Annotated in this window: 24 protein-coding genes; 15 read left to right on the forward strand and 9 right to left on the reverse strand. The window is 70.4% G+C overall.

Going from position 1 to position 20,687, the window contains the following annotated elements; genetic code table 11:
• The first annotated feature begins 124 nt into the window (after positions 1 to 124).
• Positions 125 to 562, forward strand: a complete 438-nt coding sequence (locus KSK32_RS31990) for a DoxX family protein (RefSeq protein ID WP_216935630.1) — start codon at positions 125 to 127, stop codon at positions 560 to 562.
• Positions 563 to 807: 245 nt separating this feature from the next.
• On the opposite strand, the gene KSK32_RS31995 is transcribed toward KSK32_RS31990, so the two are convergent.
• Positions 808 to 978 (reverse strand): hypothetical protein, encoded by a 171-nt coding sequence (locus KSK32_RS31995; protein WP_216935632.1) that lies wholly within the window; start codon positions 976 to 978, stop codon positions 808 to 810.
• Positions 979 to 1,036: 58 nt separating this feature from the next.
• Between KSK32_RS31995 and KSK32_RS32000 the strand changes: the two genes are divergently transcribed.
• Positions 1,037 to 1,318: an NUDIX domain-containing protein gene (locus tag KSK32_RS32000; protein WP_216935634.1), complete on the forward strand. Its 282-nt coding sequence runs from the start codon at positions 1,037 to 1,039 to the stop codon at positions 1,316 to 1,318.
• 105 nt (positions 1,319 to 1,423) lie between these two features.
• Here KSK32_RS32000 and KSK32_RS32005 read toward each other — a convergent pair whose 3' ends face one another.
• Positions 1,424 to 1,957: a dihydrofolate reductase family protein gene (locus KSK32_RS32005; protein WP_216935642.1), complete on the reverse strand. Its 534-nt coding sequence runs from the start codon at positions 1,955 to 1,957 to the stop codon at positions 1,424 to 1,426.
• A gap of 310 nt (positions 1,958 to 2,267) precedes the next feature.
• Here KSK32_RS32005 and KSK32_RS32010 point away from each other — a divergent pair, with 310 nt between their 5' ends.
• Entirely contained in the window at positions 2,268 to 2,819 is a 552-nt protein-coding gene (locus tag KSK32_RS32010) for a hypothetical protein (protein ID WP_216935644.1), read from the forward strand.
• Positions 2,820 to 3,097: 278 nt separating this feature from the next.
• Positions 3,098 to 3,502: a VOC family protein gene (locus tag KSK32_RS32015; protein ID WP_216935646.1), complete on the forward strand. Its 405-nt coding sequence runs from the start codon at positions 3,098 to 3,100 to the stop codon at positions 3,500 to 3,502.
• A gap of 201 nt (positions 3,503 to 3,703) precedes the next feature.
• Here the strand turns inward: KSK32_RS32015 and KSK32_RS32020 are convergent, their stop codons facing one another.
• Positions 3,704 to 4,486 (reverse strand): hypothetical protein, encoded by a 783-nt coding sequence (locus KSK32_RS32020; RefSeq protein WP_216936504.1) that lies wholly within the window; start codon positions 4,484 to 4,486, stop codon positions 3,704 to 3,706.
• A gap of 148 nt (positions 4,487 to 4,634) precedes the next feature.
• Between KSK32_RS32020 and KSK32_RS32025 the strand changes: the two genes are divergently transcribed.
• The 6 genes from KSK32_RS32025 to KSK32_RS32050 all read left to right on the forward strand — a co-directional run bounded on the left by KSK32_RS32025 (position 4,635) and on the right by KSK32_RS32050 (position 10,640).
• Positions 4,635 to 5,111, forward strand: coding sequence for a GNAT family N-acetyltransferase (locus KSK32_RS32025; protein WP_216935648.1), 477 nt, complete (start codon positions 4,635 to 4,637; stop codon positions 5,109 to 5,111).
• A 73-nt stretch (positions 5,112 to 5,184) separates the two neighbouring features.
• Entirely contained in the window at positions 5,185 to 6,222 is a 1,038-nt protein-coding gene (locus tag KSK32_RS32030) for an NADP-dependent oxidoreductase (protein WP_216935650.1), read from the forward strand.
• Positions 6,223 to 6,555: 333 nt separating this feature from the next.
• On the forward strand, positions 6,556 to 8,628 hold the full coding sequence (locus KSK32_RS32035; protein WP_254187286.1) for a glycogen debranching N-terminal domain-containing protein: 2,073 nt from the start codon (positions 6,556 to 6,558) through the stop codon (positions 8,626 to 8,628).
• A gap of 235 nt (positions 8,629 to 8,863) precedes the next feature.
• Positions 8,864 to 9,337, forward strand: a complete 474-nt coding sequence (locus KSK32_RS32040) for an NlpC/P60 family protein (RefSeq protein ID WP_216935654.1) — start codon at positions 8,864 to 8,866, stop codon at positions 9,335 to 9,337.
• 240 nt (positions 9,338 to 9,577) lie between these two features.
• Entirely contained in the window at positions 9,578 to 10,225 is a 648-nt protein-coding gene (locus KSK32_RS32045) for a TetR/AcrR family transcriptional regulator (RefSeq protein WP_216935656.1), read from the forward strand.
• 253 nt (positions 10,226 to 10,478) lie between these two features.
• The gene (locus tag KSK32_RS32050) at positions 10,479 to 10,640 is read left to right on the forward strand and encodes a hypothetical protein (RefSeq protein WP_216927979.1); all 162 of its coding nucleotides are present in this window, start codon (positions 10,479 to 10,481) and stop codon (positions 10,638 to 10,640) included.
• A 77-nt stretch (positions 10,641 to 10,717) separates the two neighbouring features.
• Here KSK32_RS32050 and KSK32_RS32055 read toward each other — a convergent pair whose 3' ends face one another.
• The 4 genes from KSK32_RS32055 to KSK32_RS35030 form a co-directional block, all read right to left on the reverse strand.
• Positions 10,718 to 10,915, reverse strand: a complete 198-nt coding sequence (locus tag KSK32_RS32055; protein WP_216927980.1) for a hypothetical protein — start codon at positions 10,913 to 10,915, stop codon at positions 10,718 to 10,720.
• 99 nt (positions 10,916 to 11,014) lie between these two features.
• Positions 11,015 to 11,287 carry a DUF4235 domain-containing protein gene (locus KSK32_RS32060; protein WP_216927981.1) on the reverse strand — a complete coding sequence of 91 codons (273 nt, stop codon included), beginning with the start codon at positions 11,285 to 11,287 and terminating at the stop codon, positions 11,015 to 11,017.
• A complete protein-coding gene (locus KSK32_RS32065; RefSeq protein ID WP_216927982.1) occupies positions 11,284 to 11,565 on the reverse strand; it encodes a DUF3618 domain-containing protein in 282 nt (93 codons plus the stop codon). The genes KSK32_RS32060 and KSK32_RS32065 overlap by 4 nt, the downstream gene beginning before the upstream one ends.
• Positions 11,562 to 13,151 carry a YhjD/YihY/BrkB family envelope integrity protein gene (locus KSK32_RS35030; RefSeq protein WP_374226736.1) on the reverse strand — a complete coding sequence of 530 codons (1,590 nt, stop codon included), beginning with the start codon at positions 13,149 to 13,151 and terminating at the stop codon, positions 11,562 to 11,564. The genes KSK32_RS32065 and KSK32_RS35030 overlap by 4 nt, the downstream gene beginning before the upstream one ends.
• A gap of 316 nt (positions 13,152 to 13,467) precedes the next feature.
• On the opposite strand from KSK32_RS35030, the gene KSK32_RS32080 reads away from it, so the two are divergent.
• From KSK32_RS32080 to KSK32_RS32095, 4 genes are all read left to right on the forward strand, one after another.
• Positions 13,468 to 13,854: an ATP-binding protein gene (locus tag KSK32_RS32080; protein WP_216927983.1), complete on the forward strand. Its 387-nt coding sequence runs from the start codon at positions 13,468 to 13,470 to the stop codon at positions 13,852 to 13,854.
• 109 nt (positions 13,855 to 13,963) lie between these two features.
• Complete coding sequence (locus tag KSK32_RS32085; RefSeq protein ID WP_216927984.1) at positions 13,964 to 14,392, forward strand: PRC-barrel domain containing protein; 429 nt, start codon at positions 13,964 to 13,966, stop codon at positions 14,390 to 14,392.
• Between the two features lie 497 nt (positions 14,393 to 14,889).
• Positions 14,890 to 16,125 (forward strand): PP2C family protein-serine/threonine phosphatase, encoded by a 1,236-nt coding sequence (locus KSK32_RS32090; RefSeq protein ID WP_216935658.1) that lies wholly within the window; start codon positions 14,890 to 14,892, stop codon positions 16,123 to 16,125.
• An 898-nt stretch (positions 16,126 to 17,023) separates the two neighbouring features.
• On the forward strand, positions 17,024 to 17,587 hold the full coding sequence (locus tag KSK32_RS32095) for a hypothetical protein (protein ID WP_216927986.1): 564 nt from the start codon (positions 17,024 to 17,026) through the stop codon (positions 17,585 to 17,587).
• Between the two features lie 82 nt (positions 17,588 to 17,669).
• Here the strand turns inward: KSK32_RS32095 and KSK32_RS32100 are convergent, their stop codons facing one another.
• Entirely contained in the window at positions 17,670 to 18,860 is a 1,191-nt protein-coding gene (locus KSK32_RS32100) for an FUSC family protein (RefSeq protein WP_216927987.1), read from the reverse strand.
• Between the two features lie 243 nt (positions 18,861 to 19,103).
• Here KSK32_RS32100 and KSK32_RS32105 point away from each other — a divergent pair, with 243 nt between their 5' ends.
• A complete protein-coding gene (locus KSK32_RS32105) occupies positions 19,104 to 19,682 on the forward strand; it encodes a dihydrofolate reductase family protein (protein ID WP_216927988.1) in 579 nt (192 codons plus the stop codon).
• A gap of 48 nt (positions 19,683 to 19,730) precedes the next feature.
• On the opposite strand, the gene KSK32_RS32110 is transcribed toward KSK32_RS32105, so the two are convergent.
• Positions 19,731 to 20,654, reverse strand: coding sequence for an NAD-dependent epimerase/dehydratase family protein (locus tag KSK32_RS32110; protein ID WP_254186905.1), 924 nt, complete (start codon positions 20,652 to 20,654; stop codon positions 19,731 to 19,733).
• Between the last annotated feature and the right edge of the window lie 33 nt (positions 20,655 to 20,687).

Consider the following 20,687-nt stretch of genomic DNA (forward strand, 5'->3'; position numbering starts at 1 on the left):
ACACGAGGCCGGCGAAATCTCGGCGCGGGATCGGCGATGAGTTCCGGCGGTCTCGCCGGTCAAAACCGGTGCATCCGCTTGCCGGCGGAGGCAGAAAGCCCGACCATCAGGAAGGACGATCATCATGACTGCTGTCCATGCCGCGCCCGCACAGGTCACCCGCGGAATGCACCGCACGCTCTGGGCACTACAGGGCGTCCTCGGCGTGTTCCTCGTCGTCGCCTCGGCCGGCCCCAAACTCGTCGGCGAGACGTACGCGGTCCGGACCTTCGAGGACATGGGCGCGGCGCCCTGGTTCCGCGTCCTCGTCGGCCTGCTCGAACTGGCCGGCGGCATCGGACTGCTCGTACCACGGCTCGCCGGCCTGGCGGCTGCCGGACTCGCCCTGCTCATGGTGGGCGCCGCCATCACCCAGGCGTTCATCCTGCACGGTGGCGCACTGGTGATCACACCCGTGGTGCTGCTCGCGCTGTTCGTGCTCGTCGCCTGGGGCCGCCGCCGCTCGGTCGTCGAGCATTTCGCCCGCCGAGCCGCCGGACCGGTCGCGAACCCGGACGCGTAGAGCGGCCGGCCCCATCGGGAGGGGACACCGCCCCGCACCGCGGTGCTGAGCCTCACCCCGACCGGACCACGGCCGGTCGGAGTTGCCGGCAGCGGCTGCGCCGGAAGCGCCCTCGGGAGCGCCCCTCGGCGGTGGCCGCCGCTCAAGCTGGGCGCCTCAGCTCGCCGGCTGGTCGTCGAGAGCGTCGAGGTGGCGGGCGAAGCCCCGGCCGCCGACAACTCCGTATCGTCCTGTGCCGCGGTGCGTCACGCCGGTTCGGGCACCCCGCCCGCCTCGCCGCCGTCAGGCATGGGCTCGACCGGGGCCTCCGGCAGTTCCCCGGGCGTGTCGGCCAGAAGCTCGTCGGCGTCGTCCGGTATCGGCTCACGCGGATCGAGGGGCGGGTAGACGTCCGGGTCGAGATCGGGGTTTGTCATGGAGCAATCATCCATCATGGTCTCCCCGTCGGCGACCGCGAGGCGGCCACGGCCCGCGATGAGACCGGGGCCGAGCGACCACACCACGACGGCGGAAACCGACCGGCTGGGGCGGATCCTGCGGACCCAGCCCGCCTGCCGTCCGGACCGGGTGCCTCCGAGTGGTGACGTCGAAATCGGCGAGACTCCCGAGCGGGCGTGCGCCCGTGAGATCCGAGAGGAGACGGGCCTGCGCGTCGTCCCCTCCCGGATCCTGGTGATCGACTGGCTGCCACCCCACCGGCACCGCGCCGGACCGGCGGTCTACTTCCTCTTCGACTGCGGCCCCCGACACGGGTGACGGAGGGAACGGCCGCCCGCCTGATCGCGGCCGTGCGCGCACGGCCCGGACCGACGCCGGTCTACATGCCCGACGCCGTCCGGCGGACCTGACAACCGCCCGCCGTCAGACGAGCGGCTGATAGCTCAGTCTCACGACACCCGTGGGGTAGGGGGCGGCGGTGACCAGTCGCAGTCTGATCGGCAACCTACCCGGCCGGAACGGCCTCTCACCGTCACCCCAGACCACCGGGTGCAACCAGAAACGCACCTCGTCGACGAGCCCGTGGCGCGCCAACACGCTGGCCAGCTCGCCGCAGCCGTACGAGATCAGTGATCCGGGGTGCTTCGCCTTCACCGCCGCCACCTCCTCGACGGTGTCCCGGCCGAGCAGCTTCGCGTTCCAGGCCAGCGGTTCGTTCAGGGTCCGCGATGCGACGTACTTCGGCATCGGGTTGATCAGGTCAGCGTACGGCCCCGACCCCTTCGGCCACAGCTCCGCCAGCTCCTCGTAGGTCTTGCGGCCCAACAGGACCGCGTCGGCGGCACGCAACTCCTCGACCCCGTGGTGCTCGACGTCCCCCTGCTCCTGGAACCAACCCTCGAGCTGATCCATGACGCTGTCCATCGTCGTCTGGACGGACACAATCAGTGCGCCCATCAGGGCTCCTCTCCGTTGCCGGAGGCGTGGCCGGCCCCGGCCCGAGGGGGACCGAACCTCCGCACTCCGATCTGGCCCAGGCCGCGTACTGCCGGGCAGCCGCGTACCTTCGCACAGTAGGCCCGGGGTGCGCCCGGCGGAAGTCGCCCCACCGCGAACAGGCCGGGTCGCCAGATCCGACGGTCGGCGGGCCCGCAAGCACACCTCATATCGTGGGCTGTGACTCCCCGACCACCCACGAGAGCCGACGTGGTGGCATGGGTGGCCCAACCGAAGGCATGAGGCCGTTCGAACGGGGAATCGTCCCGGCATGGCGAAATACACCGAACCCGAACTGCGGGAAAGGCTCAAGGCGCAGATCCGCGACTCCGACAAGGGAGGTCGGAAGGGGCAGTGGTCGGCGCGCAAATCGCAGTTGCTCACCCAGGAGTACAAGCGACAGGGTGGAGGGTTCATCGGCCCCAAGGACGAGCGGCAGCGCTCCCTGCAACGGTGGGGCGAACAGGATTGGCGGACCGAGGACGGCTCGACCAGGGCCCGCCAGGGCGGTGAGACCCGCCGCTACCTCCCCAGACGGGCCTGGGAACAGCTCTCCGACCAGGAGCGCGCGGCAACCGAGAGCACGAAACGGCGCGCGTCCAGGACCGGACGGCAGTTCGTCCCCAACACCGGGCCGGCCAAACGCGCGCGAAAGAACGTGACCACTCCGAACCGACTGTCGGACCTGCCGGTCGCCGAGGCGGGGAAGGTCGTGCGAGGGCTCGACACCCGGGATCTCCGCGCCGCGTTGCAACGCGAGCGGCGGGGCAAGGCCAGAAAGGCCCTTCTTCAGCGCATGGAGGCCGAGTTGAGGCGGCGTTGAGCCTCGGCCTTGTGGAGTTACCTCGGCGCGGCAGGAGGGCGACGACTCGGAGGCGCAGGTGCTGCTCATCGCGCTGTTGGCTGTCCTGTTGCACAGGCACATCGGACACGCTCCACGTTCGACGTGATCGAACGGCGGTCATCCCACGAGAGCCTGCTGCGCCGCCGAGAGGCGGACCTGGCCGATCGTCACCTGCGCTCTCGGGCAGCTTGCCGCGACTGGCGTCGCGTGGTCGGACATCGGTACCACGGGCCGGAGACGGGCGATACTCTCCCGGCATGCGGATGTTACACCTCGGTCTTCGAGTAACCAGTCTCGAACGCTCGCTCGCCTTCTACAGCGCGCTCGGATACGCCAGGATCGGCAGTGTCCCTGAGACCGGGTTCGGTAGCCTGACCATGCTTCAACTCCCCGACGACCCGTTTGTCAGCCTGGAGCTTGTGCACGATCCCGCGCGGCCGGTCAACGACATCGGCGCCGTCAACCACCTCGTCATCCAGGTGGATGACCTCACCGCTACGCTCGCCGAACTGGCAACCAGGGGCGTTGCCGCCGAGCCGCCGACAGAACCAGGGCCAGGGATGCGGACATCGTGGCTCACCGACCCCGACGGCTACCGGATCGAGCTCGTGCAGTGGCCACCCGACCATCCAGCCGGGATGACGGCGGCCGACTTCGCCTGACCGGCGCCAGTTCGGACCGACTCGAGCCCCGTGTCGCGCGGTCTCTCACACCTCCGCACCGATCGGCCGGCCCGGTCCCGCCGCCGGCCACCGCCTCCGGTCGCTCGCGACGGGACAGTCCCCTGATGGTCGACTCGGCCCACTGAGGTCGGTGTCGCAGCCACTCGTCAACCGCGGCGACGTGGACGGTGGTGATCGTCGTCACGGCAGCACCGCACCTCGGTAGATGCGGTCGAAAAGGCCGAACAGGGCTCGATCGTAGGCCTGCAACGCCGTCCGCGTGCTGATGTCGTTGTGCACACCGTCGCCGCCCGCCGGTCCGGGGTAGTTCACGCCGAAGTAGCTCTGGACGCCCTCGGCGAAGTACTCCTGGATGTTCGCTGCCGCGTACGTGTTCCTCCACAGGCCGCGGGCGCGGGCGCTGCTCCACGCACCGGCCAACTCGGCGGACAGAGCGGGGTCGATGTGTTGCAGGGCCATCAGATGCAGAGTGTGCCCGAACTCGTGCACGAACACGTTCTCCCGCCCCTGGTTGTCGAGCACGTTGCTCTCGGTGCAGACCGACAGCGGGAAGGAGTCGGTGGCGCCGAATCCCGCCCAGTACCGAGCGTCCAAGGTCTCACCGAACCGCTGGTACACCTCGGGGATCGAACTCATGTGCTCACCTCGCGCGACGACCACGAGGCGCACGTTGCGCCGGCCCAACTCGGGCACGGGCCAGTAGGGGTAGGTCCACAGCAAGGTCTGGAGCTGGTCCCGCATCCGCACCAGGGTCGCGTCCTGCACGTGGCGCGGACCGAAGACCGGCAGCCCCCACGCGTCGACGTACTTGCCGTACCACCGGGTGTCCAGACCGTACCTGGTCACCAGTGACGGCGGGATCGGCCCGACCGGTCCGGCCAGCGCCGGCGACGCCCCGGCAACCGTGGACAGCAATCCTGTCGCGCCGGCGGCCAGCAGGGATCGGCGGGTGACGGCACCCAGCATATCGACCTCCCTCATTCGAGGCGACGCTACGCAGCCCGCGGCCGGTGTGTCGACGATTTTCGAAACCCCGGCGCCCCGGCGCCGGCCCGCCCCGCCGCCGAGAATCGGCTTGGGCAAGCCCCACTCCACCTGCCATCATCGCGCGATGTCTGCCATTGTCATCCGGCCCTACTCCGACCGTGACTGGCCGGCGATCGCGCGGATCCACGACGCCGCCCGGCTCGACGAGTTGCGCGGCTCCGCCGGCGTCGACGCGTTCCGCACGCTCGCGCAGACCGCGAACGCCGAAGGGCTCTTCGACGGCTGCGTGTGGGTGGCCGAGATCGACGCAAGCGTGGTCGGCTTCGTCGCACTCGGCGAGGACGAGATCACCTGGCTGTACGTCGATCCGCACCGCTACCGGCGAGGCGTCGGGAGAGCGCTGCTGCGGCATGCGCTGAGTGCCGCCGGCCGGCGGGTGGAGGTCACCGTGCTCGACGGCAACCCGGCCGCCCTCGCGCTGTACGAGAGTGAGGGCTTCACCGTGACGCAGACCCGAACCGGACGACTCGCCGGCAACGAGGCCTTCCCCGCCACCGGCCACGTCATGCATCACGAGACGACCGGCTCCGCACCTGCCTGACGCGACCCACGGGTCACTTCCGCCCGTCGGCGCCGCGCCGCGGGCGATCCCGGCCGGTCCGACGCCGGCCACCGTGATTGCTGATTCCCCGGTCCTGACGGTCGACCCGGCTTTATGCTCCGGCGAGCAGCTGGAAGGACGAGTGATGAGCCGTGATGAGCAGTTGACGTCGATGCGGGCGGTCGCGTTCGACGAGTTCGGCGGGCCCGAGGTGCTCACGGCCCGCACACTGCCGATTCCGCAGATCGCCGACGACGAGATCCTGCTCAAGGTATGGACCGCCGGAGTCGGGGTGTGGGACGTCATGGAACGCCAGGGCCAACTGGTGCCCGAGGGCGCCACCTTCCCCATCGTTCCCGGCTCCGACGCGGCCGGCTCGGTCACCGCCGTCGGCGCCACCGTCGACGACTTTTCGGTGGGCGACGTCGTCTACGCGTACGCTTTCTCCCGACCCAAGGGTGGCTGCTACGCCGAATACGCGGCGGTGAAGGCCGACTACGTGACGCGGGTGCCCGAGAACGTGCCGATCGAGCACGTGGGGGCGATGCCGACGGACGCGCTGACCGCCTTGGCCGGACTGGACGCACTCGACCTGCCGGCCGGGGCCACGGTGCTCGTCTTCGGTGCCAGCGGTGGTCAGGGACATCTGGCGGTTCAGCTGGCCAAGAGGCTCGGGCTGCGGGTCGTGGCGATCGCCTCCGGCGACGAAGGCGTCCGCCTGGTGTCCCGGCTCGGCGCCGATGTCGTCCTCGACGGGCACGACGCCGCCACGCCGACACGGGCGGGTGAGGCCGTACCCGGCGGTGTCGACGGGCTGTTGGCGATGGCCAATGGCCCGATGTTGGCGCGCCTGGGTGACCTGCTGAAGCCCGACGGCACGCTCGCCTACCCGCACGGGGTGCAGCCGGAGCCCACCGCACCGGCGGGGCGCGGCGCGCGTGCCTACGACGGCACCACCGGGCCCGACCAGCTGCGCCGGCTCAACCATCTGATCGAGTCGGGACCGTTCGAGATCCACGTCGCCGAGACCTTTCCCCTCGCCGAGGCGGCCCAGGCGCACCGCCGCCTGCAGGCGCCCTACCTGGGCAAGCTTCTCCTACGGGTCCACTGATCCGCACGGACCCGATTCGGCGCTCCGACGTCTTGACCGGTAGACATAGGGGCGGGGGCGCGGTCGGGATCGATTGCCGATCGCCGGTTGGCCCCGGAACGCCGACGGCGCTCGCTGACCGCTCTCGTGCGGTTGCCGGTCACCATGCCGCCTGGCCCATCCTGCCCGGCTCCGAGATGGATGATCCACCCGGGCCGGAATCATCCGAAACGGGTGATGTGGCCGGGTGGGCGTCGCTCTACGGTCAGGGATATGGCAGCTGCCGCGCGTCCGACACCCGCCGATCCCACACCCGGTGTACGTGCCTCGCAGGAGAGCGGTGACCAACGGGCCATGCCGCCCGAACTGGGACCGGACTCCATCGCCGTGCTCAGCGGGCCGACGTTCATGTACTCCGACTCGGTCGGGGACGTGCCGGCCGGCAGCATCGGCGGCCTGGTACACCTCGACACGCGGTTGCTCAGCGGGTGGCTGCTGACCGTCAACGGTGGGCGCCTCCTGGTGCTGCGTTCGCAGACGCTCCAGCACTACTCGGCGCAGTTCGTCCTGACTAACCCCGACCTGCCCGGTCTACCCACGGACAGCATCGGAGTGCGCCGCCTACGCTACATCGGCGACGGCTTCCGGGAGCGGATCGAGCTGGTCTCCTTCCGTACCGAGCCGGTCGGGATCGAGGTACGGCTGTCGGTGGAAGCCGACTTCGCCGACCTGTTCGAGGTCAAGTCCGGAGTGCGGGACCGTTCAGCCCGGATCGACCGCCGGCGCAACGCGAGCGGGGCGGCGTTGGCTTTCGCGTACGCCAACGGTGACTTCACCGCCGAGACGTCGGTGCTGACGTCGATCCCGCCCGACCGGGTCGAGGGCGACGACCTGATCTGGCAGCTCGACCTGGCGCCCCGTCAGCGCTGGCAGCTCGACCTCCACGTGCCCCTGCCGCCCGGTCTCGGCGTGGTCGAGCCGGTTCGCGGCGACATCGCCGAGGTGATTCACGGCCGGGTCGACGACCCGCTACGCCGGTGGGTGGACAACCGGGCGCTGGTACGCAGCGACAACCCGATGCTCGAGCGAGTGCTCGGCCGGTCCCGGGAGGATCTCGGGGCGCTGCGGTTGGACATGGAGATCAAGGGTCAGCAGGTCATGCTTCCCGGCGCCGGGCTGCCCTGGTTCCTCACCGTCTTCGGCCGCGACACGCTGATCACCGCCTACCAGACGCTGGTGGCCGGGCCGGCGCTCGCGCGCGGCGCGCTGCTGGCTCTCGCCCGGCTGCAGGGCACCCGTTGTGACGACTTCACCGACGAGGAGCCGGGCAAGATCCTGCACGAGTTCCGCAGCGGCGAGCTGACGCGGACCGGCGTGAAACCGTACAACCCCAACTACGGCACGGCGGACGCCACCCAGTTGTGGTTGATCCTGCTCTCCGAGTACTGGCGGTGGACCCGCGACGACGACACGGTGCGGCACCTGCGCGACAACGCGCTGGCCGCGCTGCGATGGATCGACTCGTACGGCGACCGGGACGGCGACGGATACGTCGAGTACGGCACCCGCTCCCCGGAGGGCTTGGGAAACCAGTGCTGGCGAGACTCACCGGACGGCGTGTGCTTCTCCGACGGCAAGATCCCGTTCCTGCCGATCGCCACGTGCGACCTGCAGGGCTACACGTACGACGCCAAGATGCGGTTGGCGGAGCTGGCGGACGGACCGCTGGACGATCCGACCCTCGCCGTGCGGCTACGCGCAGATGCCGCCGCACTGTTCGAACGGTTCAACCGCGACTTCTGGATCGAGGAACGCGGCGGCTACTACGCGGTGGGCCTCGACGGGGACAAGAACCGGATCAACTCGAAGACCTCGAACATGGGTCACCTGCTGTGGAGCGGCATCGTCCCGGCGGATCGGGCCGAACAGGTGGTGCGGCAGCTGATGTCGCCCGACATGTTCTCCGGTTGGGGCGTCCGCACCCTGTCCCGGGAGGAACGCCGCTACAACGCGCTGGGCTACCACCTGGGCACCGTCTGGCCGCACGACAACTCGATCGCCGCGCTCGGCATGGCCCGATACGGCTTCCGAAACGAGGTCAACCGGATCAGCCTTGCCATGTTCGAGGCGGCCGAGCAGTTCGGCCACCGGCTGCCGGAGGCACTCAGCGGCTACGCACGGGAACTGATGCTGTTCGCCGTGCCCTATCCCACCGCTTGCAGCCCACAGGCGTGGGCGAGCGGAGCGCCGCTGGCCCTGCTGCGGGCGATGCTCGATCTTCACCCGGTCGACGGCAGACTGACCCTCGATCCGGACATACCGGAGGAGTTCGGCCGGATGACCGCGGAGCGGGTCCGAGCCTTCGGCCACTGCTGGACGATCGAGGCGGTAGGACGCACTGGCTACGTCCGGTTGGAGGATGTCTAGACCGTCTGGTGAGCCCGCTGCCGATATGGACGTCGCGGGGGTATGGCCCGGCGAGCAGTCGACCTCACCCTCTTGACAGCGAGACCCGTCTATTCTTTGCTGTCCGGAACGAAGAATTCGGGCGCTGGATCTCCTCGGCGCCGGGACGGTGAGGAGTGGAATGGGAATGGATCTTCGACGCAGAGTGCGTGACGCGGTTCGTCGAGGCGGGGCGGTGGCCTCGGTAACCGTTCTGATGACCGTCGGCACCGTGCAGGTGACCACTGGTCCGGCTCAGGCGGCCGGCGTGCGAACGAGCGTGGTGAACGCCGCCAAGGCATACCTGGGCACGCCCTACAAGCTGGCGTACGGGTGGACGTGCGGGACCGCCAGGGTTGACTGCGAGTGCCTCAACCGCCACGCCATCTGGGACGGCACGAAGGCCGCCACCGGTCGGGGACTACAGCTGAACTACTGGCTGCAGGGGCAGATCAATCAGGGGCGGCGCACCAACAACCCCAGGCCCGGGGACCTGATCTTCTGGGACACGGACCCGCACGACGGGATCCGTTACGGAGGCGACCTGGACCACACCGGGGTGTACGTCGGCAACAACCGCGCCATCGACGCCAACGCCTACTACGGCTACGTCAAGTACGACACCATCACCCTCGGCGGCACCGAACCCGACCCGATCTTCGTGGACGTGCTGACGCCCAACGGCTACTGAGCGGACGTAGGGCCGGCCGGTGAGCACCGTAGACCACCGGCCGGCCCTCACCAGGGCCCAGCCGCTGCCCCACCGGCGGTCAGCCGGTGCCGGCGGTGTCGCAACGGCCGGCCGACCACCTCCGGACCACCACGAAGCCGTGGTCCCCGTCAACGCCACCCCGGTACCGCACGGCACAGCGGTGACAGCGTTGGTAGCGTGGGCAGGCGGCCCGGCAGCCCACCGTCACCGGAGAGACAGATGGCCCGCCCCAAGGATCAGGACCACCAGCGCGCCCACGTCACCGCGGCGGCTCGCCGCGCGATCGTCAAGCACGGCCTGGCCCGCGTGCGGATCCGGGACATCGCCGATGCGGCGGGCATGTCTCCCGGCACCGTCACCTACTACTACCGGCACCTCGACGACCTGTTCCAGCAGGTCTTCGAAGACGCCGCCGACCGGTTCCACCGCCAACGAGCGCACGCGGTGGAGCAACACATCGACCACGCCAGGAAGCTGGCGGCCGCGATCGACGCCGGCTTGCCTCATGGTGCCGACGACGAACTGTGCTGCCTGCTCTACGAGTTCTCCCCACGCGCGCGCCGCCGCCCCGACCACGCCGCCCTACGCCGCAGTCTCTACGACCGGCAGGCCCAACTGTACGAGGATCTCCTCGACGCCGGCAGCGACCAGGGCGCCTTCACTCTCGCTCTACCCGCTGCGGAAGCCGCCCGCAACCTCGTCGCACTGGAGGATGCCTATGGCTACCACATCATCGCCCGCACCTCCGTCACCTCCGAGCAGGCCCGCGCCTACCTGCTCAGATACGCCAGCCACACGACCGGCATCGACCTGACCAGCGTCACGGCGGCGAAGTACGACTCCCCCGCAACGGGAACGGTCACGTGACGCGCCACAGCGCCATCCCGCAGGTCGAGCGGAGCCCGGTTCGAGGTGGGACCAGCATCCCTCCGGCCAGAGGCGCTGCGTTCGTCGGTTCCCGAACACATGTACGGTGATCGCGACATCGTCCGCACCGCCGGCGCTCCTCAGCAGGTTCACCCGCCACTGCTCGGCCACGCCGGCCGGACGGGCGGTGTGGCACTGACATGGCCGCACAGAGCCGAGGAGCGAAGGCCATCCTCCAGAGCGAGGTCGTCGCATGACCTTCGAAGCTGTCATGGAGCAGCAGTCGCTGCGTCTCGCCGACCTGGCTCGACGGGTCGCGGAGGTGGACCAGTGGATCCAGGTGCTTCTGGACTGGATCGAGGCAGCCGCACAGGACCTGTCGCTGGCGACCGTCACCGACGACCGAGCGGTGTGACGCGGCGGTTCCGCACGTCACCGCCGCGCCGGCGGGCCTGCCTGCCGGTGTCAGCGGCTGCCCGAGGCGCGGACACGCTACTCGGGCGTCGGCAGCGTAGGGGTGACCTTGGGCTTGGAGAGCAGCTCGACGATGGCAGCCCGGGCCTGGGCGGCCGTCGGGTTCGCGCGCAGCGCCTGCGCCTGCCCGGTGAGCTGTTCGTACTTGCCGCGGCCGGCGCGGGCGCCGAGCACGTAGCCGACCGCCAGGCCGGCGGCGAACCTCGTGACCTTCATCGTGTTCCTCTCTGACCCTTGGCCGAAGATGGTGCTGCTCTCGCAGGCGCGAAGTCGTCTGCCGTTGCCGCACGTCGATGCGGCGACCCGGGTGCCCGGTCAGCCTGGCCAGTATCCGGTGACCCGGTGCACGGCGACGGCACCAGCCCGGTCGACGGTGGCCTTCACCGCCGCGAAGATGGCGCCCTGGATCGCGGCGGCGATGACGATCTCGCCCCACCCACGGTCTTGGTCGGTGGCGTGTGGTGCGTCCTGTTCGCCCTCGACGAGCTTCCACACCTGCTTGAACAACAGCCCCGACACCAGTCCGGCCCCGACGCCGAGCAGGAGGCCGACCGGTCGGTACGCGACCTTCGCCGCGACGTGACTCACGCCCGCCGCCGCCGGACCAGAAGGGCCACCAGCACCGCCAGCACCGCCGCCGCGCCGACCACCGCCAGCGGCACCGCCCCGGCTGCCCCCTCGATGCGACCTGCCGCCGTCGTGACCTTCTCCCGAGCCTGCGCGGCGGCGTCCTCGACGCCGGCCTTGGCGCGGGCCTTGACGTCGGTCCTCGCCGCCAGCGCCTCCACGGTGTCACCGAGAGCGGCGCGCGTCTGCGCGATCTCTGCCCGCAACTGCTGCGGGTCCGTCGGTGTGCTCTCACTCATGACGATCGTCCCTCCCGAACCGCGGTCTTCACCGCGTCCACGTCCGCCGCGACCCCGGAAACCGCCTCCTGCGGCACCAGCGGCGTCGCCGCGCGCAACCGCCGACGGCCGAGCAGCGCCAGCACCGCGGCCACGGCGAACACGAGCACCAGGACGACCAGGACCGCAAGCCACAGCGGCCAGACCAGGTCCAGCAGCACCACCGCGAGCGCCAGCAGCAGTCCCAACCCGTACAGGCTCAGGACCGCGGCGCCGCCGAACAGTCCGCCACCGGCTCCGGCCCGCCGGCCCTTCGCGACCATCTCCGCCCTGGCCAGCGCCAGCTCGTCACGCATCAGCGTGCTCACCTGCTCGGCGGCCCGGGTGACCAGTTCCGACGTCGACATCGTCTCCGGCGTACCGGAGGGCGACTCCTGTGCACGGGTGGTTGCGTCTGGCGACACCGGGGCCTCCTCGTCTGGCTGCTCCCGTGATGCCCCCAGCGGTCGCGGCGCAAACGCCAGGATAGCTGCCCCCGAGTGGGGACGAGCGCCGTCGTCGGCGGCGTCCCGCTGCGGCGAGGGTGGCCGCTCACCCGGTCGCGCCGCATGCGTCGTCGCCTCGTCGGAGCGGTCGCCGTCGGCTGCGGTCCGTGGAGGCAGGACGGGATCGTCGGCGGGCTGACCGGCCTGCAGTGCCCTGCCACGCTGCACCTCGGCGTTGATCTCGACACCGAACAGGACGGCGCCGTTGACGAGGTAGAGCCAGCCCAGGAACGCGATCACCCCGCCGAGCGTGCCGTAGGTCTTGTCGTAGGAGCCGAAGTTGGCCACGTACAAGCCGAAGCCGAAGGACACGATCGCCACCGCGAGCAGGGTGACGAAGCCGCCCACGGTCAGCCAGCGGAGCCGCGGCGGCTGCACGTTCGGCGCGAGCCACCCCAGCATCGCCAGCATCACCATGGCGATCAGCACCAGGGCCGGCCACTTGAGCACGGACCACAGAGTGCGGGCGGTCTCGCCGATGTCCAGGGCGTCGCCGACGGCTCGGGTGACCGGACCGCTCACGATGAGGATCACCACGACGACGGCCATGAGCAGCAACGACACCGCGGTGATGAGCAGTTGCAGCGGGCGCAACTTCCAGAAGGGCCGCCCCTCCCGCACCCCGTGGATCACGTTGGACGCCCGGGTGTAACCGCCGACGTAGCCCGACGCCGACCACAGCGCGCCCAGCAACCCGAAACTCAGCAGCGCCCCCGCGCCACCCTGGCTCGACACCACCTCCTGGATCAGGTCGCGCAACTGCTGGTCCACCACCGCCCCGGCCCCCAGGTCGCGGAGCAGGTCGACGATCGTGTCGACGGTGCGGTCACCCTCGGAGACCAGATTGACCAGGGCGACGACGACGATCGCGGACGGAAAGACCGCCAGCACCGCGTAGTAGGTCAGACCTGCCGCCAGGTCCGTACAACTGTTCTTCATGAACCCCTGCGCCGCGCGCCGGAACACTCCGCGCCACGCCGCCGCGCGCATCTGCCGCAGCCGCTGCGGCACCTGACCACTGCCGGCGGTCACGCTGTGGGCCGCTGATCCGTTCCTCGCCACTCTGCCCTCCTTCGCGCGGACAGGACGCGACATGCCCTCGCCGGTACCCCGCCGAGACGATCCGGTAACAGGAGCGGCCCGTTCGGACCGGATTGTCGGCCGGCGACGTCGTCGACCAGCCTAGACACTCCCCTGCTCGATGGCTGAGAAGCGGCGCTCACCTGATCCGGGTCAGGTGGCATGGACTGCTCGATCCACGCCGGGGTCGCCCGAACGTGCGGTGACGGCGCGGTCGGGACGCGGGCAGTGCCCGGTTCGCCGACGCCAGAATGATCGACTACGGTACGGATGCGGTGGAGCGGGGTAGGTGTTCGGTATGGACTCGGTGCGGATGCCCTTCGGAGGCAGCGCTGACAGCGCGCCGGTCCGCCAGGCTGCCCGGAAGATCCTTGCCGACTGGGACGCCGCGCATGTCGCCGACGACGCGCTCGCCGTCATCACGGAACTGATGCACAACGTCATCAGGCACACCGACGACGGTGGGAAGCTCGAGCTGACGCGTCAGGCGGACGCGATCCTCGTCGAGGTGTTCGACAACTCCACCCGGCAACCCCGACGTCTCGCGCCGGACCCGCATCGGATCGGCGGGCGGGGCCTGCTGATCGTGGAGGCCATGGCGCGCGAGTGGGGCGCGCACACCATCGACGACGGCCGGCCCGGCAAAGTGGTGTGGGCGGAGATCCCCCTCGACCGGCCCGCCTGATCTCCTCGGCCGGGCAGGGGTGCTACGCGCCCCCATGACGGAGTCAGCCCACCTGACCCTGGGTACTTTACCGGAGCAGGAACGACGCTCGTCAGGACCGGAGGTCGCTGTGCAGCCGTTCACCCCCTGGACGTGGCGCGAGAGCTTTCTCGACGCTGCCCGCGGCACCGAGGATCCGGACGCGGGCCGCTCGGCCGGCAGCCCGCACGCCGACATGGTGGGCTACTGGGTGGAGGCCACCGACGGACAGATCGGCTCGGTCGACCGGGCCAGCTACGACGTCGGCGACGCCCTGCTCGTCGTGGACACCGGTCCTTGGATCTTCGGTCGCAAAGTGCTTCTGCCCGCGGGCACCGTCGCCTACGCCGACCACGACGCACGCACCCTGTTCGTCGACCGCACCAAGGAGCAGATCAAGAACTCCCCTCGGTACGACGAGGCGGACTTCGACACCGCAGGGTTCCGTCAGCGTGTCGGGGACTACTACGCCTGCACGTACACCGCTTCACTGGACGATGGCGAGCACGATCGACCCTGACCACCACGGCGGGGTGCGGACAGCGAATCGGTGAGGGCTGACTCACGACGCGTAGACGTACCTCGCGCCTGTCACTTCGGCGCCGCTACCACGCAACGCGGCTGCCGGGGCTTCGACCAAGGATCATCCGCCGCGAAGGAGAGCCCCTGCCGCCCGAAGCGGCAGGGGACCTCTCTTCCTCGCGATCGAGCACGGGGATCGCTGCCACTCGAACCCGATCGGATCTACCTTCCTGATGCCCCGCCAGTCCCGTCGCCAATCATCGACCTCGACTGCGAGTCCGCGTCGGGCGTCTGACTCTCGCTTCGTTTCGTTCCCGGACCGGCCCTCGACCGGCGCTGGGGCGAACGTCGTCGGGCGGCGCGGCCACATCGACGCCGGCGGCGTATCCGACGGCGTGAGCGAAGGTGATAATGGCTGGGATCCACCGGACGAGCGGATCACGCATCGCGCTGACGTCAGCATCCATGTCGCAGCCGGGGAGAAGGGGATCTGCCGTGCTCAGTGACGCCGACCGGCCGGTGGCGCCGTCCACCGCCGCACCGTCGACGGTCGGGCGTCCGGCGTCATCGTCCGCAGCGGTAGATCTCGCGGTCCTGCTCATCGAGGATGATCCCGGCGATGCGCTGCTCACCCGGGAACTGCTGGCGGACAGCGGCCTGGGCACCCGGTTCGCGCAGGCCAGCAGCCTGACCGAGGCCGCCGCCACCACCTCGACGCCGGACTGTGTACTGCTTGACCTGCACCTGCCCGACAGCCGCGGGTTGGCGGCGCTCAGGCAGGTGCTGCACCGATGGCCGGACGCGGCCGTGGTGGTGCTCACCGGCCTGGCCGACGCCGCCACGGCCACGGCAGCCGTCGCCGCCGGCGCCCAGGACTACCTGATCAAGGGCCAGATCGACGGGACGCTTCTCGGGCGCACCGTCGAGTACGCCGTTCAGCGCCGCCGGGTGGTCGTCACGCAGCGGCAGTTGCGGGACAGCCGCATGCAGGCCAGCGAGAACCTCCGGCTGCAGCGGGGCCTGCTCCCGACACCGTTGATCACCGATCCCACGTTGGCGGTCACCAGCAGATACGTACCGGGGCGAGGACGATCGCTGCTCGGCGGTGACTTCTTCGACCTGGTGCAGGACAGGGACCACACGATCCACGCCGTCATCGGTGACGTCTGCGGCAACGGCCCGGACGAGGCCGCGATCGGCGTCGGCCTCCGCGTCGGATGGCGCACCCTGACCCTGGCCGGAGTGGACAAGACCTCCCGGATGCGGCTGCTGGAACAGGTGCTGGTGGCCGAACGACCACGCGAGGCGATGTTCGCCACCGCCTGCACCATCCGCGTCACCCCGGACCGCTCGACGGTGGTCGTCGTCAGCGCCGGCCATCCCGCACCCCTGGTGATCACACCCGACGGCGCCTACCCCGCGCCGATCCGTCACCACCTCGGGTTGGGCATGTTCCCCGGACGGGGCCGCTGGCAGGAGTCCATCGTCACCCTTCCGAAAGACGCGGGACTGCTGCTCTACACCGACGGAGCCTACGAAGGGTTCGCCGAGGACGGAACCCGGCTCGGCGAGCAACGATTCGTCGACCTCGCCGGCAGGTTGAGCGTCACCACCGATCCCGGCGACTTCCTCACCGCTCTCCTCACCGAGATCAGGCGCGGCGACGACGGCCGACACAACGACGACACCGCCCTGCTCCACCTGACCTGGCCTGGAAGCGACGGAGGATGAGGCCTGACCGTGTCGCCTGCTCCGCCGCGTCGGCCGCCGCCTGCGGCGAGGACAGGCACCGCGGCTGCTCACCTCAAGCCTCCTCCTGCCGGTCCCCCTCGTGCTCGCGCTGGGCTCAGTTCGACGGCACGTCTCTTCCGTACCTCCGATCGGGAACGGAATTGGGCGTCCGACGACGCGGTATCCAGCCCAGAAACCGTGCGTGCAGGTATCGGGTCGGTTCCGCGGGTAGGTCGGTCAGAGCCCGCGTGTAGCAGACGCCGAGGTACTGGAAGACGGCTCCGGGCGCACGGCGGTGCTCGTCCCTGAGGCGATCGCGACCGGCTCGGCACGGCCAGGGTTGGGCGCAGTCGCCGCAGTACCAGTCGGGCACGACCGGAAGGTGCCGCCGCTTCGCAGACATCGGCGCCGCGGTTCGGCGCAGGCGGCGCATCAGCCGCTCACCGACGAAGAAGTCGATCGTGAGTTCCCGTGGCGCGTCAGACTCCCGATGCGGCATGTTCACATCCGTGGTCCCTCCTGGAAGGGTGCGCCCCGCATCCGCGACGGTAACTTCTGCGAACGGGACGGACTGACGGAAAGCGCTGACCGGCGAACAGGCCGGGCCGGTGCCCCGGCCTGAGCATCGGGAGTGAACCGCAGGCCAGGAACCCAATCAGAATGTCACGGTACGCAATCTGCGGAAAACGACAGTGGGGCGGCTCGTCCGGCCGTATCCGCCGTGGCGATCAGTGCGCAGGGCACGGTACCGCACCGGAGCGCGGTCAACCCGGAGACATTCTGGATTCGTCACGATGGCAGGACGGTGCGGCGCCCGAGACCGTGTCCATGAGGTTCGGGCCCGACGGTGTTCCATCAGACTCGGACATCCCCGCGGGTGTTCGGTACGTTACGTCACGTGGTGTACGACGCGAGCGATCCGACCGCAGCTCCCCGGGCGCGTCAGCGGGACCACGTGAGTGACGCGTGGATGCTCGCGGAGGCTGAGACCGCTCGACGGCGGACCCCTGAACCGGGCGCGGTCCGGGTGCTCCTCTTACCGCGCCGGTCCGACGCGGTCGATCGGTCGCCGGCCGTGGTGTGGTTCGCGCCGGGGCGCCCGGCGATGACCGAGGCCCTGAACGGACACGTGTACGAGGCGCAGGTCGAGGCCGCGATCGTGCTCGGGCTCGCCCGGTGGGGGCACGCGGCGTCGCCACCGCCGGCACCCGGATGGTACGCGCGCCGGCACGCCATGGGCTTCGCGCTTCACGACCCGACGGGACTGCCCTTCGCCGGCGGCCTGATCGAGGTGCCGGTCGGCTGGACCACGACGGCTTTGGTCTCGGGCGTGATCGCGGCCTATGGTGTGCCGGCCGGGAGCCTGCCCCCGACGGGCGACGGCCGCAGGATCGCACAGCTCATGAGCGCAGCCCGCCGACTCGGCCTCATCGCCGCGGGTCGCGTGCCGCTGCGATGGTGAGCCGGCGTGGTGCGGCCCGCCCCGGAAGCGCGCCGGTGGCGCCCCACCACATTCTCCCCGCTCCGTCGTCCGTTTCGAGAGCTCAGGTAGCCGTCGTCCCGGCGTCGGCCGCCGCACGGACGATCCGGTTCGCCTCGGGCGATGGACAACCGGTCGCCCGAAGGACGTCGCTGGCGGCCGTCCGCAGGTCGGCGACGAGGCCGTCGCCGTACGTGCGCAGGCCGCCGCTCCGGGCCGCCGCGGCCAACTCGACCGCCTGTCGGGCCATGTCCCGGCTGTGCGCGTGGCCGCTTCCGCGGTGACTCTCCCGCCGTAGCTGGTCGATGGCATCGGCGAGGCGGGCGATCCCCCGGGGCAACGACCAGGGCATCAGCTCGCGATACTGCAGCGCGTTCGCTGCCCAGCGGGACATGCCACGCGCGTCAACGACCAGGCGCTCCAGGTGCTGGGCGATGTCCGCGTACCGGTGGAACTGCTGCCGGCGGCGCCAACGGACCGGTGCGAGCGTGACCACCTCGTCGGCGCCGGCCAGCGCCTCGTGCATCCGACCGAGGTCGTCGTCGAGGTTGCGGAGTTCCTCGAGCACCCGTACGGCGGCTTCGGCGTCCCGGTCGACCAGCGCGCGCGCAACCCGGTTCAGCTGACCGGACAACGAGTCGAAGATCGGCTTGGTGGCCTTGTCCAGGATGCGCAGCGGGTTGACCGGCAGCAGCAGGGTGACGACGGCGATGCCCACGACCGCACCGACGAGGGCGTCCAAGATCCGTGGGAGCTCGAGCCCGCGTTCCATCGGTGCGAGCGTGGCGATCAGCACCGCCGTGCCGCCGGCCTGACCGACGAGGGCGCTACCCCGGCCGGAGAGCAGCAGAGCCGCGGCGATCGCCAGAGCGACCATCACCCCGGTCTGCCACGGGCCCGACCCGAGCAGGAACCGCAACCCGTCGCCGATGGCGATCCCGAGCCCGACGCCGGCCAGCAACTCGACGGTACGCCGCGCGCGTTGCCCGATGGCCGTCGCGATGGTGCCGACGGCCGCGGACGGCGCGAACACGTGCGCCCCCGGGCCGAGCAGGTGGTCGGCGAGAACGGCGGCGGGGGCAGCCGCCAGACCGGCCTGGACCGAGATCACCAGGATGACCTCCGTCTGACGGAGGCGGACCCGGCCGGCGGCCTGACCGCGCCGCCGCGCGCTCACGACGTCCCGCTCACCGTGTTCGGCCGCCGCGCGCCACGCCGCGTCGGCGGCGCGCCCGTTCCGCCGGTCGTCAGCCACACGAGTCCTTACCCGTCATCAGGTGCCCGAATCCCGCTTCGGGGGCGTGCGGACCGCGCGGCGAGGTCCCGGTACTGCGCCCGCCGGAAGCTGGCCGAAAACGGCGCAGGCGCCGCCTCAACCGCGGGGGAACCGAGCGCTGGATGCCTCCGACCGACTCGTGGCACGCTCGCGATCGGGTACGCAGACGCGGAGAGCGGGACGTCCACGCCGCCCTTCCACAACAGAGACGAGAATTTTGTCATGACCGCCACGTATACCTGGGATGTCTTCTCCACCGTCGACGGCTACGGCTCCTACGACCGGACCGGCGACTGGGGCGGCTACTGGGGCAAGCAGGGCCCCGAGTTGCTCGAACACCGCGCTGCCCTCTTCGGCACCCCACAACGGATGGTCTACGGCGCCACCACCCTCCGCGAGGTCGCACAGATCATGACCTCGGGCCTCGACCCTCACTCCTCGGACGAGTGGAACGTCCGGCTGATGCGCATGCCCGCCACCGTGATCTCCTCCACGTTGCACGACACCCTCGGCTGGCCGGACGCGACCATCGTCAGCGGCGATGCCGTGAACATCGTCGCCCAGCTCAAGCAGACGTCGGACGTGCCGCTACGCTCGCAGGCCAGCCTGTCGCTTAACCGGGCGTTGATGGCCGCCGGACTGGTCGACCGATTCCAGGTGACCATCTTCCCCGTCATATCCGGACGGAGCGGAACCAGCCCCGTTCTGCACGGCGCGGACGACTTCGACCTGGAGTTGCTCGAGAGCCGGACCCTCGACGGCCACACCCAGGAGCTTGTCTACCGCCCCACCCTCCGATGATGCGGCGACCCATGGTGCCCGACTCGGCGCGCCCGAAGGTCCGATCGATCAGCCGGCGAGCTGCCGACGGCGCGGTGCCAGATCCCCGAGAAGCCGCTCGCGCCGGTCGTGCCAGGCCAGTGAGTCGGCGATGCCGGTGGCGAGGTCACGTCGCGCCCGCCAGCCCAGCAACTCACGGGCCCGGCGACCCCGGGCGTACGCGCCGGCGGCGTCGCCGGGCCGACGCGGCGCCTCCCGAACCAGGACCGGCCGGTCGACCACCGCGACCAGTTCCAGCACCGTGGTGCCGGTGCCGCTGCCCAGGTTCACAGCCACGTGCGGAGCGGCACCGACGGCGAAGATGTCATCGAAGCGTTCCAGTGCCCGCAGGTGTGCCGCAGCCAGGTCCCAGACGTGCACGTAGTCGCGAAGTCCTGAGCCGTCGCGGGTGGGCCAGTCGAACCCGTTGACCGCGAACGGCACACCGGCTCGGTGCGCGAGCATCAGCCGGCCCAGGGCGTGCGACGGCACGGAGGTCTGCAGCCCGGTACGCAGCGCCGGGTCCGCGCCGATGGGGTTGAAGTAGCACAGGGACAGCACCCGCAGCGGGCTGCTTGCCGCGATGTCGGCGAGCATCCGCTCCACCACCAGCTTGGTCTGCGCGTACGGGCTGCCGGCCGCCAGCGGCGACGTCTCGTCGACGCCGATGTCGGCGTCGGGGGCGTAGATCGCCGCGACGAGCTGAAGATCAACCGGTGTACGCCGTGCGCCAGCAGCCGGTCGACGAACTCCAGCGTCGCCGAGCTGGAACGCCCGTCCGCGGCAGATCTCCCGCCGCCCGATGACGAGGTTGTCCAGCACCACCGGCGTGTTTCCCGCATCGGTCAACGCCGAGGCGACCGTGCTACCGATGAACCCCACTCCGCCCGAGATCAGCACCCTCACCAGCAGACCTCCCCGGGTGACCGCCACCACGACCGGTGACGCCGCCATCTGCATCCTGGCCGCAGGCCACCGTTCCTTTCC

The sequence above is a fragment of the Micromonospora sp. WMMB482 genome (assembly GCF_019038635.1).
Taxonomy (GTDB): Bacteria; Actinomycetota; Actinomycetes; order Mycobacteriales; family Micromonosporaceae; genus Micromonospora; species Micromonospora marina.

What these genes read in the sequence shown, in the direction of transcription:
- KSK32_RS31990 (WP_216935630.1), top strand. Translation starts at nt 125, where the DNA reads ATGACTGCTGTCCATGCCGCGCCCGCACAGGTCACCCGCGGAATGCAC.
- KSK32_RS31995 (WP_216935632.1), bottom strand. Translation starts at nt 978, where the DNA reads ATGACAAACCCCGATCTCGACCCGGACGTCTACCCGCCCCTCGATCCG.
- KSK32_RS32000 (WP_216935634.1), top strand. Translation starts at nt 1,037, where the DNA reads ATGAGACCGGGGCCGAGCGACCACACCACGACGGCGGAAACCGACCGG.
- KSK32_RS32005 (WP_216935642.1), bottom strand. Translation starts at nt 1,957, where the DNA reads ATGGGCGCACTGATTGTGTCCGTCCAGACGACGATGGACAGCGTCATG.
- KSK32_RS32010 (WP_216935644.1), top strand. Translation starts at nt 2,268, where the DNA reads ATGGCGAAATACACCGAACCCGAACTGCGGGAAAGGCTCAAGGCGCAG.
- KSK32_RS32015 (WP_216935646.1), top strand. Translation starts at nt 3,098, where the DNA reads ATGCGGATGTTACACCTCGGTCTTCGAGTAACCAGTCTCGAACGCTCG.
- KSK32_RS32025 (WP_216935648.1), top strand. Translation starts at nt 4,635, where the DNA reads ATGTCTGCCATTGTCATCCGGCCCTACTCCGACCGTGACTGGCCGGCG.
- KSK32_RS32035 (WP_254187286.1), top strand. Translation starts at nt 6,556, where the DNA reads ATGCCGCCCGAACTGGGACCGGACTCCATCGCCGTGCTCAGCGGGCCG.
- KSK32_RS32040 (WP_216935654.1), top strand. Translation starts at nt 8,864, where the DNA reads ATGACCGTCGGCACCGTGCAGGTGACCACTGGTCCGGCTCAGGCGGCC.
- KSK32_RS32045 (WP_216935656.1), top strand. Translation starts at nt 9,578, where the DNA reads ATGGCCCGCCCCAAGGATCAGGACCACCAGCGCGCCCACGTCACCGCG.
- KSK32_RS32050 (WP_216927979.1), top strand. Translation starts at nt 10,479, where the DNA reads ATGACCTTCGAAGCTGTCATGGAGCAGCAGTCGCTGCGTCTCGCCGAC.
- KSK32_RS32055 (WP_216927980.1), bottom strand. Translation starts at nt 10,915, where the DNA reads ATGAAGGTCACGAGGTTCGCCGCCGGCCTGGCGGTCGGCTACGTGCTC.
- KSK32_RS32065 (WP_216927982.1), bottom strand. Translation starts at nt 11,565, where the DNA reads ATGAGTGAGAGCACACCGACGGACCCGCAGCAGTTGCGGGCAGAGATC.
- KSK32_RS32080 (WP_216927983.1), top strand. Translation starts at nt 13,468, where the DNA reads ATGGACTCGGTGCGGATGCCCTTCGGAGGCAGCGCTGACAGCGCGCCG.
- KSK32_RS32105 (WP_216927988.1), top strand. Translation starts at nt 19,104, where the DNA reads ATGACCGCCACGTATACCTGGGATGTCTTCTCCACCGTCGACGGCTAC.
- KSK32_RS32110 (WP_254186905.1), bottom strand. Translation starts at nt 20,654, where the DNA reads ATGGCGGCGTCACCGGTCGTGGTGGCGGTCACCCGGGGAGGTCTGCTG.